General features: G+C 65.3%; 14 protein-coding genes. 7 read left to right on the forward strand and 7 right to left on the reverse strand.

Going from position 1 to position 13,524, the window contains the following annotated elements; genetic code table 11:
• Positions 1 to 7 precede the first annotated feature (7 nt).
• Together AB0366_RS17845 and AB0366_RS17850 are read right to left on the reverse strand one after the other, a co-directional pair.
• Positions 8 to 1,180 (reverse strand): winged helix DNA-binding domain-containing protein, encoded by a 1,173-nt coding sequence (locus tag AB0366_RS17845; RefSeq protein ID WP_366245061.1) that lies wholly within the window; start codon positions 1,178 to 1,180, stop codon positions 8 to 10.
• Positions 1,181 to 1,184: 4 nt separating this feature from the next.
• On the reverse strand, positions 1,185 to 2,021 hold the full coding sequence (locus AB0366_RS17850) for a metallophosphoesterase family protein (protein WP_366245062.1): 837 nt from the start codon (positions 2,019 to 2,021) through the stop codon (positions 1,185 to 1,187).
• Between the two features lie 133 nt (positions 2,022 to 2,154).
• Here AB0366_RS17850 and AB0366_RS17855 point away from each other — a divergent pair, with 133 nt between their 5' ends.
• Positions 2,155 to 2,478, forward strand: a complete 324-nt coding sequence (locus tag AB0366_RS17855; protein ID WP_366245063.1) for a hypothetical protein — start codon at positions 2,155 to 2,157, stop codon at positions 2,476 to 2,478.
• Positions 2,479 to 2,592: 114 nt separating this feature from the next.
• The gene (locus tag AB0366_RS17860; protein WP_366245064.1) at positions 2,593 to 3,129 is read left to right on the forward strand and encodes a hypothetical protein; all 537 of its coding nucleotides are present in this window, start codon (positions 2,593 to 2,595) and stop codon (positions 3,127 to 3,129) included.
• Positions 3,130 to 3,137: 8 nt separating this feature from the next.
• On the opposite strand, the gene AB0366_RS17865 is transcribed toward AB0366_RS17860, so the two are convergent.
• Entirely contained in the window at positions 3,138 to 4,097 is a 960-nt protein-coding gene (locus tag AB0366_RS17865) for an SDR family NAD(P)-dependent oxidoreductase (RefSeq protein ID WP_366245065.1), read from the reverse strand.
• A 71-nt stretch (positions 4,098 to 4,168) separates the two neighbouring features.
• On the opposite strand from AB0366_RS17865, the gene AB0366_RS17870 reads away from it, so the two are divergent.
• From AB0366_RS17870 to AB0366_RS17885, 4 genes are all read left to right on the forward strand, one after another.
• Positions 4,169 to 6,082: an alpha-amylase family protein gene (locus tag AB0366_RS17870; protein WP_366245066.1), complete on the forward strand. Its 1,914-nt coding sequence runs from the start codon at positions 4,169 to 4,171 to the stop codon at positions 6,080 to 6,082.
• A gap of 74 nt (positions 6,083 to 6,156) precedes the next feature.
• Positions 6,157 to 7,113: an alpha/beta hydrolase family protein gene (locus AB0366_RS17875; protein ID WP_094641227.1), complete on the forward strand. Its 957-nt coding sequence runs from the start codon at positions 6,157 to 6,159 to the stop codon at positions 7,111 to 7,113.
• Between the two features lie 17 nt (positions 7,114 to 7,130).
• Positions 7,131 to 7,490: a VOC family protein gene (locus AB0366_RS17880; RefSeq protein ID WP_366245067.1), complete on the forward strand. Its 360-nt coding sequence runs from the start codon at positions 7,131 to 7,133 to the stop codon at positions 7,488 to 7,490.
• A 7-nt stretch (positions 7,491 to 7,497) separates the two neighbouring features.
• Positions 7,498 to 7,971, forward strand: a complete 474-nt coding sequence (locus AB0366_RS17885) for an SRPBCC family protein (protein ID WP_366245068.1) — start codon at positions 7,498 to 7,500, stop codon at positions 7,969 to 7,971.
• Here AB0366_RS17885 and AB0366_RS17890 read toward each other — a convergent pair.
• On the reverse strand, positions 7,937 to 8,818 hold the full coding sequence (locus AB0366_RS17890; RefSeq protein ID WP_366245069.1) for a PE-PPE domain-containing protein: 882 nt from the start codon (positions 8,816 to 8,818) through the stop codon (positions 7,937 to 7,939). The two genes, AB0366_RS17885 and AB0366_RS17890, sit on opposite strands and share 35 nt — an antisense overlap.
• Before the next feature lie 75 nt (positions 8,819 to 8,893).
• Positions 8,894 to 10,261: a WS/DGAT domain-containing protein gene (locus AB0366_RS17895; protein ID WP_366245070.1), complete on the reverse strand. Its 1,368-nt coding sequence runs from the start codon at positions 10,259 to 10,261 to the stop codon at positions 8,894 to 8,896.
• A gap of 193 nt (positions 10,262 to 10,454) precedes the next feature.
• On the opposite strand from AB0366_RS17895, the gene AB0366_RS17900 reads away from it, so the two are divergent.
• Positions 10,455 to 11,807: a sialidase family protein gene (locus tag AB0366_RS17900; protein WP_147458392.1), complete on the forward strand. Its 1,353-nt coding sequence runs from the start codon at positions 10,455 to 10,457 to the stop codon at positions 11,805 to 11,807.
• A gap of 57 nt (positions 11,808 to 11,864) precedes the next feature.
• On the opposite strand, the gene AB0366_RS17905 is transcribed toward AB0366_RS17900, so the two are convergent.
• Together AB0366_RS17905 and AB0366_RS17910 are read right to left on the reverse strand one after the other, a co-directional pair.
• A complete protein-coding gene (locus AB0366_RS17905) occupies positions 11,865 to 12,686 on the reverse strand; it encodes a hypothetical protein (RefSeq protein WP_121873299.1) in 822 nt (273 codons plus the stop codon).
• A gap of 154 nt (positions 12,687 to 12,840) precedes the next feature.
• Positions 12,841 to 13,419: a TerD family protein gene (locus AB0366_RS17910; protein WP_366245071.1), complete on the reverse strand. Its 579-nt coding sequence runs from the start codon at positions 13,417 to 13,419 to the stop codon at positions 12,841 to 12,843.
• Between the last annotated feature and the right edge of the window lie 105 nt (positions 13,420 to 13,524).

The following is a 13,524-nucleotide window of genomic DNA, read 5'->3' on the forward strand; positions in this document are numbered from 1 at the left end:
ATGTCGGCTACTTCTTCCCCCGCAACTTCTTCTCCATCGGCGTCGGGAAGGACGGGACCACCGGGGTGCCGTCGAGCAGGGTGGTGATTCGTTCGGCCTCGGCTGCAACGACTTTCGACACCGTCGATCCGACGTCCTCCAGGAATTCGGTCACCACTTCTCCGGAACCGGTTACCGCCCAACCGCCGACGATGCGGCCTCCGGACCAGATGGTTGGGCCGATGTTGCCGAAGGTGTCGAACAGCGGAGCCTTGTGCTCACCCAGGTACCAGGCGCGGTGTTTCCATCCCATCGGCGTGGGATCGAGTGCAGGCAGCAGCATAATGCTCGTGCCGGCAGGTTTGTCGAAGGTAGTGCCGGGCAACATGATTCCATCGCCCTCGGCCAGTTCGACAGCTACTGTGTCCAGGCCCGAGACTGCTCCGCGAGTCTGCGTCTTGTTCCAGCCCGTCCACCACTGCAGGTCGTCGAGGGTCGCAGGTCCGAACACCTCGAGCCAGCGTCGAGCCAAGTCCGCCCTGGCCTCGGTCTCGTCCAAGACGGCAATCCCGTCCGGCCACCAGTGATCGATCGGTGCCCACGCATGCCGCCGAGATGTCCACGCGCCCCGCGGTTCGACGCGCACCAATCTGCCCTCGGCGGCCATCATCACCAGTACCTCCGAGGTGACGTACCGCTTGACGTCGTACACCTTGTCGGTAGTCGGCAGCAGCGCAGTCTTGAGGCCGGGCACGGCGGCGGAGAGCTCGGCTCCGGTCGCGGTCCCCATCGATCGCAACGCCGATTCTGTTTCGGCTTCGGTTGCAGCGAGCCAGGATTCGACGTCGGCGATCACCGGTTCGGTGGGCAGCGTCGAGACTTGCTTGACCAACCGTGCCCGCATGGTGCGCGCAACCCCGAGACTCGCGGCAGCATGAATCATTGGGACGTCGCCGTGTGCTACGACGAACATGGTGCGCCGCATCGCCATCAGACGGACCAGGCTCCTGCGTTCGTACATCGCATCACGAATGTCGGGCAGTCCCAGCGATCGAGCACGTGCCAACACCGAGAGGTACACCGTCGCCGGGTCGGTGGCATGCAATGCGAGCAGTGACGACACCACAGCTTCGGTGGTCGACGCGCGGGCGAAGTGCTGCGCGACGAGCCGGTGTCGGCGCTGGGCATCGGTGATCTTCACGCGATCAGTCTGACGGGAAGTGAGGCCCAGGGCCGACATAACCGGTGAGAAGGGCGTCGGCGATGTCGTTCATCCCGTGCGCACGGGCATCGGCGGCGGCACCGACGTGGTCGTACTCGACCAGCTCGAACGAGACCGTCCAGCTGTCTCGATCGTGGTCGTCGAGTATCGCGTACCGCGCATGTGGAGACCCGGATTCCATGACGTGCGGGTATGGCTGATCGTCGTCGTACGCGGGCGCGCCGACGCTCCCCGGATTGACCACGAGTGTGCCGCTGGGGAGAGTCCACTGTCGCTGCAAGTGGGTGTGCCCGCAGGCGATGACAGCTCTGTCGGTGAAATCTGCTGCTCGGGCGAGAATTTCGGCCTCGGTTGCCTCTTGAGAGCCGTCGGGGTCCACCGAGTGCAGGAAGTATTGCTGATCATCGGTGGGTGTTCCGTGCACTGCGAGGATTCCGCCATCCAGCTCGAGTGAGAACGGCAGCGAGCCCAGCCACCGTCGATGCCTGTCGTCGAGTCGATCATGGGCATGCCGATCCCAACTACCCATGGAATCGGGATGTTGCTCGAGCAGATAGCGATCGTGATTTCCGGCAATAGTGGGGAAGTCCAACGCCATCAGTCGATCCGCAGTTCGCCGCGGATGCAGGCCGCCGGACAATAGATCGCCGAGATTGACCACAGAGTCGACGCGATGGCGTTCGAGGTCGTCGAGGACGGCGTCGAGTGCCGCGATGTTGCCGTGAATATCGGCGATGAGAGCGATCCGCACATCGACAGCGTGGCAGCGTCGGCACTCCACCGCAACATCGAATTCGAGCAGCTCTGGAGAAGCCTGCACTCGTCTACGCTTCGGCTCTGCAGGCCTCCGACGAGGCCCTCGGCAAGACGACCGAAGTCTGCACCTGGCCCCTGGCGTACTGCTGCTCGGCCTGCGAGACTGCGCTGACGGGAATCGGAAGGGAGACGGACACATGTCGCTTGCAGTATGTGCCCTCACGTTCGCTGTTCTGTTCCACATCGTGGCCGCTCGAATTGCAGCTCGTGAGAACTTCGGCCGTACGTTGCCCACTGTGAACGGCTCGTATCCGGTCAGACCTGCCCGACGCGCCCGACGTGCCCAGACCGCGGGATGGATACTGAGTATTTTCGGTGCGCTACAGCTCGGCAACTATTTCTGGCTGACCGAGCCGTGGCTGGCCATGGGGATCGTGGTGGCGGTTCTCTTGTCGGTCAACGGCCTTCCGAGTCTGCTGGTGACCGTGCTGCACAACGGCAGTCTGCGAACACAACCGTAGGACCAGGACGGTTCCGACGTGTGCATCTGCGATCGTCGTCCCGTATCGAGGGCCGATGTGCTCGATACGCGAAAGCATCTCGGCCACATGCTTCTTGTCCTATAGCGTCGAGAGATGGCAGTCGACTTTTCCTGGTCACAGTTTCTCTGGATAGTCTTCGTTTTTGTCGGCGTGCCGTCGACCTTCTGGGCCCTTGTTCTCTGGGCCGTGTTCTCGAAGCGTCGAGAAAGAACGGGCACCGGCCCGTTCGGCTTGTGGGCCACCGGATCGATGGCTGCCGCTTCGGGTTTCGCCGCGTGTGTGGGGTGGCTGAGCTGGTCTGCCGACTACCGGGGCGAGTTCCGCGGACCCGGGCTCCCGGCACCGAACGAGTTCGCGTCCTGGCAAGTCGCCGCGTGCGGCGCGACGGTCGTGTTGCTGTGCCTGCTGGCCGCGCACCTGTCGCGATGGGCGAAGACCGGGGGACACGTCGCTGCGTTGGGTACGACGGCAGGGTTCTCGACGGCGTTCTGCATAGAAGCGAGTACCGATATCACCGGGCAGTCTGGTGTGGGTGTCATTCTGTGCATAATGGGCTTCGGCACCGGTTTGACCCTGCTGATGCTCGTGCGGAATTCGGTCGGTGGGCTGAAACGGCCCGCACGGGGGTAGTGACGCCGTCAGATCTCGATCCCCGTCGCCTCGACCACACTCGCCCACAATGCATCTCGCACGCGTGGTGAATCGCCCCGCCACGACGGGTAGTGCGTCGGACGCGGAGCCCTGTCGTGCCAGAACGTGCCGGTACTGGTCAATGCCTGGTCTGATGCGACGAGCCAGACGATGGTGTCGGCCCCGTCGTGTGCGGTGCGCAGAATCGGCTTCATAACCGAACCGAACAGGGGCATCGAGCCGGTGACTCCGGGCGTCGCCGCCCAACCGGGGTGCATGCTGTGGACGACCGGATCGTCTTCGAGCGAGAAGCGTTCGGCCAGTTGCTCGGTCACCACCACCTGCATGCGCTTGGTTCGGGCGTAGGCCGTCATACCGGAGTACTTGCCGTTCTCGTACTCGAAGTCGGACGTCTGCAGCGGCACCGCATACATGCCGCCGCTCGAGACGAACACGACCCGCGATCCGGCGTCGAACAGCTCCCGCAGACCGACCGTCAACGCGACCGGCCCGAGAACGTGGGTGGCGAAAGCGGATTCGTGTCCCTGCGTGGACAGCTGCCGTCCGTCCGGCATGACCCCGGCGCAGTGCACGAGAGCGTGCACCGCGGTGAGCTCGGACGCCAGAGCCGCGATCAATTCGGCCACGGAGTCGAGATTGCTGATATCGCACTCACGTACCACGAGGGAGGCGTCGGGCACCTCGGCTCGGATGGCGGCGGCCGCGGACTCCAGCCGATCGGCCGACCTGCCGACCAGGTGCACCCGTGCCCCCAACCTGGCCAGTTCTTTCGCGGTGGCTGCGCCCAACCCGGACGACGCGCCGGTCACCACCATGTCGATGGGGGAGGGGAACGGTGTCGGATCCGCGGCCCAAAATCGCCGACGCACCGTGGCACCGATGCGGGAGTATCCGGGAACGACTGCTCTGTCGAGGATCGTGTCCAGTGTGCGGGTCAGCAATGACATGCCGCTCTGATACCCCGCGGTAACCGGATGTATGCGCGCCCGCACGCAGGGGTCGATGCCAGAATGAGTCCATGGTTCAGCCCGCCGTCTCCGACGTCACCCGCGAGATTCTCGCCGAGCTTCCCGCCCACCGACGCGAGACGTTCGAGTTACGTCTCGAGCAGTGGTTTCCCGATCTGCACGACGCGGTCACGGCCGTCTACCCCGATCCCGACGCCGTGGCGGCCACCCTGGTGGAGATCGCCGCGCGCGCCTACGCCGCCCGCCCCGAGGATCTGCACCGGCTCGATCAGCGTCGTCTGCTCGAACCGGATTGGTTTCAGCAGCCGGACATGTTCGGCTATGCCTGTTACGTCGATCGGTACGGTCAGACGCTGCGTGGGGTAGGCGAGCGGCTCGATCATCTGACCGATCTGGGTGTCACCTACCTGCACCTGATGCCGCTGCTGCAGCCGCGGCCCGGCGACAACGACGGCGGATACGCGGTGATGGATTACCGTGCGGTGCGAGAGGACCTCGGCACCAACGAGGACTTGCAGGCGCTCGCGGAGACGCTGCGTGGACGCGGCATCAGTCTCGTGGTCGATCTGGTACTCAATCACGTTGCGCGCGAGCACGAATGGGCCGAGAAGGCACGTGCAGGTGATCCGGCGTATCGAGACTACTTCCTGAGCTATCCCGATCGCACCACCCCGGACTCGTACGAGCACACTCTCCCCGAGGTGTTTCCGGACTTCGCGCCCGGCAGCTTCACCTTCGACGACACCCTCGGCGAGTGGGTGTGGACGACGTTCAACGAATGGCAGTGGGATCTGAACTGGGCCAATCCTGCTGTGCTGCAGGAGTTCGCGAGCATCGTGCTGCACCTGGCCAACCTCGGGGTGGAAGTGCTGCGCCTCGATGCGATCGCGTTTCTGTGGAAGCGGCTGGGAACCAACTGCCAGAATCAACCCGAGGTGCATGCGGTCACCCAGGCCCTGCGCGCCACCGCGCGACTCGCGGCTCCGGCCACGCTGTTCAAGGCCGAGGCGATCGTCGGGCCCCGCGATCTGCTGCCGTACCTGGGTCAGGGGCGGCACACCGGACGGGTCTCGGACATTGCGTACCACAACTCGCTGATGGTGCAGGTGTGGTCGATGTTGGCAACGGGCAGTACGGCTTTGGCGCGGCATGCACTGGCGTCGTTGCCCCCGACACCGCCGAGCGGCACCTGGGTGACCTACGTTCGTTGCCACGACGACATCGGCTGGGCCATCGACGACGGCGACGCGTCGTCCCTCGGACTCTCGGGCGCAGGGCATCGCCACTTTCTGGCCGACTGGTACTCGGGCGAATTCGACGGCTCATGGGCCGAAGGCCTGGTGTTCCAGTTCAACCCGGACACCGGCGATCGTCGGATCAGCGGAACCGCAGCCGCGCTGACCGGTCTGGGCACATCCCGCCTGGATTCCGACGGCGCGTTCGGGCGAATCTTTTTGGCGCACGCGATCATTGCCGGCTGGGGCGGAATTCCGGTCGTGTGGAGCGGCGACGAGCTCGGCTCCCCGGGAGATCCGAACTGGGCCGACGAACCAGCTCATGCCGAGGACAACCGGTGGGTGCATCGGCCGCGTGTGACCGACGCCGATCGCGCCGGCCGATTCCGGCAGGGAAGCGACGCGCAACGGGTGTTCGACGGTATCGCTCGGATCGCGAAGGTGCGCGCCGGACTTCCGATGTTGCACGCCGAGGCGCCGGTGGATGTGCAGAGCGAGTCGGACGACGGTCTGCTCGTGGTGCGCAGGCGGCATCCGAGCGGCACTCTGGTCGCCCTCTACAACGTCACCGCCGAACATCGGTCGTTCCCGCACGCGCAGCTGATCGAACTCGGGATTCCGGCCCCGGTCGAGGTTCTCTCGCAGCACGATCTGCAGGTCGACGACACCGGTTCGGTGTGGTTGCCGCCGTACGCGGCGTGGTGGATCGTCGACAACCCGCTGCGCTAGAAGAGGCGCTGCCGTGACCGGGCTGTTACCCTCCCCGAGACGGTCGGCTGGATACGAACAAGGGGACAATCTTCATGCTGCATGGTCGGATACGAAGTCTGGTGCTCGCTGTAGTGGCGGTATTGGTCGCCACGATGGCAACGGTGCTGATGGGGACCGGTGTGGCGAAGGCCGACTCCGAGCTCGTCTACGTCTACTCGCCGTCGATGGACAAGAACATTCCGGTCAAGGTGCTCAAGGCTGCCGGCGGCGGCCCCGCACCCACCCTGTATCTGCTCGACGGCCTGCGCGCGCCCGAGAACGACAACGGCTGGCTCATCGAGACCGACGTCGAGAGCTTCTTCGCCGACAAGCACGTCAACGTGGCCATCCCGTTCGGCGGCGGCGGCACCTTCTACTCCGACTGGCAGCGGGACGACCCCAAGCTCGGACGCGTGAAGTGGGAAACCTTCCTCACCCAGGAGCTGCCTCCGTTCATGGCAGATCGCTTCGGTAGCGACAACGTCAACAACGCGGTGGCCGGACTGTCCATGAGCGGAACCTCGGCTCTGAACCTGGCTGCGCATCACCCCGACTTCTACAAGGCCGTCGCGTCGTTCAGCGGCTACCCGACCGCCAGCAGCCCCGGATTCGCGCAGGGCATCGCCGTCGCCGTCGGCGAGATGGGCGGCAACGCTCGCAACATGTGGGGCACCTGGCCGTCTGCGGACTGGATCCGTAACGATCCGTCCCTCAATGTCGGTGCGCTGCGCAACACGGCAGTCTTCGTCTCCTCGGGGAGCGGCTCACCGGCTACGGACCCTGTGTTCAACCCGGCCAGCAGCAGCTTCGACCCCGTCAGGTTCGCGCAGATGGTGCCGCTCGAGACGGCCGCCGGCATGAGCAGTCGCGCATTCGTTCCGTTGCTGCAGGCCGTAGGCGGTCGACCCAACGTCAAGATCACCGGTACCGGTGTGCACTGGTGGAACCACTGGGAGCAGCACCTGCACGATGCGTGGTTCGAGACTATTGCCCCTGCTGTCGGTGGCTGACCGCTAGTCTGACCGCCATGACCCGACCGACCATCACCGTCGACTACACCGTCCTCGACTGCCCAGATCCCGCCGCGCTCGGCCGTTTCTACAGCACGATCCTCGGATGGGAGCAGGTTAGCGACGACGGGGACTGGGTGGTGGTTCACGGTCCGGGCGAACTGCGGCTCGCCTTCCAGAAGGCACCGGACTTCACCCCCATCGACTGGCCGAACGAGGGCATCAAGATCCACCTCGACCTGGTGGTCGACGACATGGAACAGACAAGGGACTTCGTCGTCGACGCCGGGGCCGAACTCATCGACCACGCGCAACCCTCGTTCTGGGTGTTCCGCGATCCGGCCGGGCACATCTTCTGCCTCTGCAAGAGGGACTGATTTCGCAATGGCCGGCGAACCCGCGCCCGTCCTCGTCGAACGCTCGGCCGTGGTTCGGGCCGACGCCGCAACCGTGCACGCTCTGATCGACGACTTCCATCAGTGGGTGAAGTGGTCGCCCTACGAGGGAGTCGACCCCGACCTGAAGCGCACCTACACCGGTCCCGACGCCGGAGTGGGTGCCTCGTACGCGTGGTCGGGTAACCGCAAGGCCGGCGCGGGGACGATGACCATCACCGAGTCGATTCCCGAACGACGAATCGTGCTCGACCTCGCGTTCACCAAGCCGTTCAAGAATCGGAACGTCACGACGTTCCTGCTCGAGCCTGTCGCCGACGGAACCCGAGTGACCTGGCGAATGTCGGGAAAGCAGAACAAGCTGTTCGCTCTGATCGGAAAAGTTCTCTCGATGGACAAGTTCGTCGGACCGGATTTCGAGAAGGGGCTCAGGCAACTCGCGACTGTGGCCGAGAAGGGCTGAGTCGGTTCTCCCGCCGATCCGCCTGCTCACCGAGCCAACGGGCGAGAACCTGGCAGCCCGTGAGGCCACCTGCGTAATCTTCCCGCGCGTACGCGATGTGCCGGCCACCGCCTGGATTCGACCACTCGAATCGCCGCCAGCGCATCGACTGCGGCAGATAGCCGCCCAGTTCGGCGGCCGCGGTGCGGAGGCGTCGAACATCCTTCGCCCACTGCGAGGGTCGAAGGCGGGTTCGGGTCGCATTCTGGAAGCTGTTGCTGCGCAGTAGGTTCCACAGCTCGCGCAACCAGGTCTTCGGGGTACGAAACGACATCCATCGGGTCAGGTCGGCAACGTCGCGGATGAGGCTGTCGTCGCTGGCATTGCAGATCATGTCCGAGGCGAGGCCGATCCACTGGACCGGAATCGACTCGGGCAGAGCCGGACCTGCACCGGCGACGCCACGTCCGGTGCATCCGTCGATGGCACCTACCGGCTGCTGCGGATCCGATATCAGACCGGCGGCAACGATGCGGCTGCCGTCGATCGTCCCGTCGTGGACGAGACCGAGGACCTCTCGCACCACCGTCGCTCCCTGGGAGTATCCGATCAGCGCGATCGGTCCGGTGGTGCCCTCGATGGCGCGGCGTAGGCGTCGGACACCGAGATCTGCGCTGTGCCGGAAGCACAGTCCGCCGAGCGCGACCGGACCGTACGACGCCGGATAGCCGACCCATCGGCCGGCGAAGCGGTCGTCGAGCTCGCCGACGACGCAGGCCAGCAGGCCGGTCACCCGCGTCCGGTGGTCGGACGGATGTGATTCTCCGGTACCTCCGACGGCGAGTACGGTGACCTTTTCCTGGCTCATGACTGTCAGTCTGGTGGGGGAACCTGAGCCCGATGCCCGACAAATGCTGAGAACTGTCTGGCAGTTCGGTCCCAGTCAAGCCAGAGCGTGGCGTACGTCGTCGAGGGCGTCGCGAAGCAGTGCCTCGTACAGATCCGGGTCGGGCACGGCCGCGCTGTTGGACGTGATGCCGACGGTGACGGTATCGCCGATGCCGTGGACTCCGTGGGTCAGGCTCATGGCGGGGGACAGGGCCGGGAAACCTGCGGTGAATCGGACGGAGCCGCCGCCGAGCGTGAGGTCTGCGGCGCCGCGCGAGACGCTGGACACGACGGTGTTCCCGGTGACCGTCGGAGGGGCTGCAGTCGGATCGAACTGCGCGACGCCCCATTCGGCGAGAAATGCAGGCACGTGTGCTTCGACGGCGTCCTGTGATGCGCGGGCGGCCTCCGAGAGTGGATGATTCGCGCGGGCACGGCGCGCAGCCAGCTCGGCCGAGACGAGTCGACTGCGAGTGCGGATGTCCGGTTCGGCGGGAAACAGTCCGACGCCGACGTTGCCGAAATTGTTTCGAGCGTCGGCTCGTGCGTCCCTCGCCAGCGTGACCTCGGCGGCGAGATCAGGACCATCGCCGAGAAGTCGTTGCAGTGCAACGGATATTGCAGTCAGTACGAAGGTGGTGATGGTGGTACCGCCGGACCGCAGGTCGGATTTCGGAAGCACGATGGTCCGCACGGACGTCCGGCCGGTGGGCGGCACGTCGAGGGCGGTCAGAGCGCGCGAGTGTGCGGGCGGGGGAATCTCACCCGAGTCGGTGCCTCGTCCGAGGCTCAGCGCGTCGTGTCGGGCACGGACGCCGCCGCGAACCATCTGTGCCAGTCGAAGCGGGACAGTCGCAGCGGCAACGATTGTGGATGCCGCCTCGAACACCGCGGGAGGCTCCGTGCAGGCGGAGGCCGGTGGGAGGGGATGCGTGCCGAACAGGTCGCGGGCAGTGCGGGCGGACAGAGTTCCGTCGGCTGCTGCGTGCGAAAGCTGCAGTACGGCAACGAGGGCCGTGCCGCCGGGTGCGTCGGTGATGTTCGGATAGAGATGCAGGTGCCACACGGACAGTCGGGGGTCGACCTGACGGGTGAACGATGCAGCGATCGCATCGAGGCATTCGGACCAGGTGCTCGTCGTCCGGTGGACGGAGATCGCGTCGGAGCGCGGACCCGCCTCGGTCCAGCGGGGATAGTCGAGTCCGCAGGCGACATCGGTGATACGTCGCCGCAGAACCTCGATGCGGCCGCTGCGCTCGTACAGTCGTGCCACCACGGAGTCGAGGTCATCGGATCCACTGTCGAAGCAGTACAGCAGAAATTGGTCGCTCGGGATCTTGGACGCCATCCAGTACGCGCGCGCGTCGGCCGGATGCAGGCGCGTCCATCCGGGGCGGCTGTGTTCGGCTCGAGCGCGGGGCACACGACGAGCCTAGGCGTCCCGATGGGAACCGGGATTTTACGTACTGACCGGTTCTGTTCTGTGAACTGTCACCAGGACGGGCCGAGGACTTCTTCGGTTGCCTGGAGGTCTACCGGCAGCATCGGCGCTAGCCTGATCCAATGCATCGACCAGCACTGTGGCCGCGACGCCGCGGCACCTCATGGCGGGTGTCGTGACGCCCAGAGTTGCCTCGGGCTATCGGGCAGGACTGCGTTCCTCGACCAACGCCGCCGCCTCGGCCGACTTCGTCACCGACATCTCCTACACCGAGTACGGCTCCGCGGCCTGCACCCTCGGGGTCGCGTCGGACAATACCGTCTTCGTCGCGCCCGCGTTCACCGTCGACGGTATCGGCGTACTACGCTCGTCCGACTTCGGAAAGTCATGGCGCGCATCGGTTCCTGAGGGAGTTCAACAGAGTCGGAATCGACCCTATCTGTACTTCGACGACGTCGACGAGCGACTGTTTCTGCATGCCGGACGATTCGACGCGGTGCCGCCCCACCCGCTGCGAACGGGCTTCACCCTCGGAGTCAGTGACGATCGGGGCGAAACCTGGCGCACTCGAAAAGTGGCATCGAAAGCCAGGATGGACGCCAAAGTATTTGCCGGACCGAGCAATTCACGAGCGGGAAGGGTTACGTACCTCTCCGCGCCCACGCCGTTCGCGGTACGGGTGCGGCCCCTGATCAACGTCACCCGCCAGGTCATCTGGCGGTCCTTCGACGGCGGTGTGAAGTGGGAGGTGGCCGGTGGTTTCGACATCGATTCGAAGAACATCCCCGGGTTGCCGAGTCGGGAGTACGTTGCGTTCGGCAAAGGTGTCGTCGGTCCGGACGGCACGGTCTACATCGGTGGCCGTTACGGTCGACGGTTCGCGGTGGCGGTCAGTCGCGACGAAGGCCTGACGTGGGACGTTCGGATGGTCCCGGGGTCTGCGCTGGCGAAGTATCACAATGCACTGCATTTCCTGCTGCTCGGTTCGCGTTACCTGCTGCCGGAGTCGATGGCCGTCGACGACGACGGAAACGTGTACGCGGTGTGGCCGGACCGCGACGGGTTGCTGCATGCCGCCTGGTCCTCGGACGGTGCGGTGAGTTGGTCGAGGCCGGTGGTGGTGTCGGCGCCAGGAGTGCGCGACGCCCGCTTCGGCGCGATCACCGCGACCGGATCCGGGCGGGTGGGTATCGCCTACTACGGACGCGAGAAGGGTCGTGCGTTCCACGGCTTCATCGCGCAGTGCCGCGACTTCCGTACCGGCGGCCCGGTGTTCGTCGGTGGTAAGTACAACGAACCCGATGCACCGCTGTTTCCCTATGGGTTCTGCAGTGGCGTACCGGGTTTCGGGCTGGGGCGCTCACTCAACGAGATAGTTCGCGTGCATTTCGCCCCCAACGGTGACCTCGTGACCGGGGCTGCGATGCAGATGCGGGGAAGGAACAGGCAACGGCCATGGGCGGCGCGCTCGGAACACACCGAGATGCAGGCGGTCCTGGGAAGGCTGGGCCGAATCGTCAGGGTGTAGCAGCCGAAAGGCCCTGCAGCGTTGCGCTGCAGGGCCTTTCGTGGTCTTGCCTAATCTCTAGGCGACGTTGATCATGCCGACGGTGGGGAAGAAGAAGCAGCTCTTGTCCGAACCGTCGAGGGCCTTGTGGTTCACGGTTCCGAATACCGCGGCGAGCACGGTTCCCGATCCGGTTTCGACGGGTACGGCGCGGGCACCGGCGGCAGGCAGCGAGTCGATCGCTCCGATGACGAACGGCCGAACGATCTCCTTCGCGGCATCGGGCACGCCGGAATTGGTGAGGATCGAATCTGCGAGAGTGGTTGCCAAGCCGCCGAAGTCGGCGAATCCACCCTGCAGGGTGTTGACGTTGAACCAGGCGACCTGCATGCCGGTCTTGTCTGCAGAATCGTTCACGATTCCTGCCGGGACGAACGCGAACATCGTCTCGCCCTTGTCGACGGCATTGAGCTCGGGGATCTCGATGGACGGCAGGAACGGCAAGGTGGGGATGGCCGGCGCGGTCAGCTGAGGCCATGGTCCGGCCGCTCCGCCCGCCACGCCCGGAACGATGCCGAGGGGCGAGCCAGCCGTTGCGGCGCAGTTGATCGCTGCCGTGGGGTAGAAGAACGGCGTGATGCCGAAGTCGGTGAGGGCCTTGTTGGCCGCGTTCAGTGCGGCGAACGGATCGACGCTCGCGTCCTCGGCGACCGGGGTGCGTGAGTCGGCGATCGCGGTTGCGGCGTCCAGCGAGGCACCACCCTGTCCCTGCAGTGCGGCGATCGCCTGCGCCAGCGGATCGGCCGGTGCCGGATCCGCTGCAGCAGTGGCGGGAACAGCGAGCAATGCCGCGCAGGAGAGCGCGAGCGCGCCCGCCAAACGGCTGAGGCGACGAGACATGTGTGACTCCTGTGACTGATGTGGCTTATGTTGCGTGTGCGCTGATATCACCACACATCATCTGGGCGTCACAAGTTCCGACCCATACCGTTGTCCAATCGAGACGCGCTCGCCCGCCGGACCAACCGATACCGGCGGGTGAGCGTCGACGCTTCTAACCCACGTCGATGCCGAAGTCGCGCACGATTCCCTCCAGGCCCGAGGCATAGCCCTGGCCGATGGCGCGGAACTTCCATTCGGCCCCACGGCGGTACAGCTCGCCGAACACCATGGCGGTTTCGGTGGAGGCGTCTTCGCTGAGGTCGAAGCGGGCGAGTTCGCGCCCGTCGGACTTGTCCACCACGCGGATGAAGGCGTTGACGACCTGACCGAAGTTCTGGCCCAGGGCGTCGGCGTTGTGAATGGACACCGGGAAGACGATGGAGTCGACTTCCGGGGTCAGGGCTGCCAGGTCGACATCGATGCTCTCGTCGTCGCCTTCGCCTTCGCCGGTCCGGTTGTCGCCGGTGTGCTCGATGGCGCCGTCGGGGGAGCGCAGGTTGTTGTAGAAGACGAAGTAGCTGTCGCTCAGTGCCTTCTTCGTGGTGCGAAGTCCGATGGCGCTGGCGTCGAGATCGAAGTCACCGCCGGTGGTGGCGCGGACATCCCAGCCGAGTCCCACGCTGACGGCGATCAGGTTCGGTGCTTCTTTGGTCAGCGAGACATTTCCACCCTTGGCGAGCGTTACGCCCATGTCCATCCACTCCTCAGCGCGTTCGTGCGTGCATCGTCCTCCCCACCATATTCATGTTCGTGGCGTCGATGCTCGAGGTGCTCGTGTGAAGCTGGAGGGAAACGT

Source organism: Rhodococcus sp. NPDC076796 (assembly GCF_040702765.1).
GTDB lineage: Bacteria > Actinomycetota > Actinomycetes > Mycobacteriales > Mycobacteriaceae > Rhodococcoides.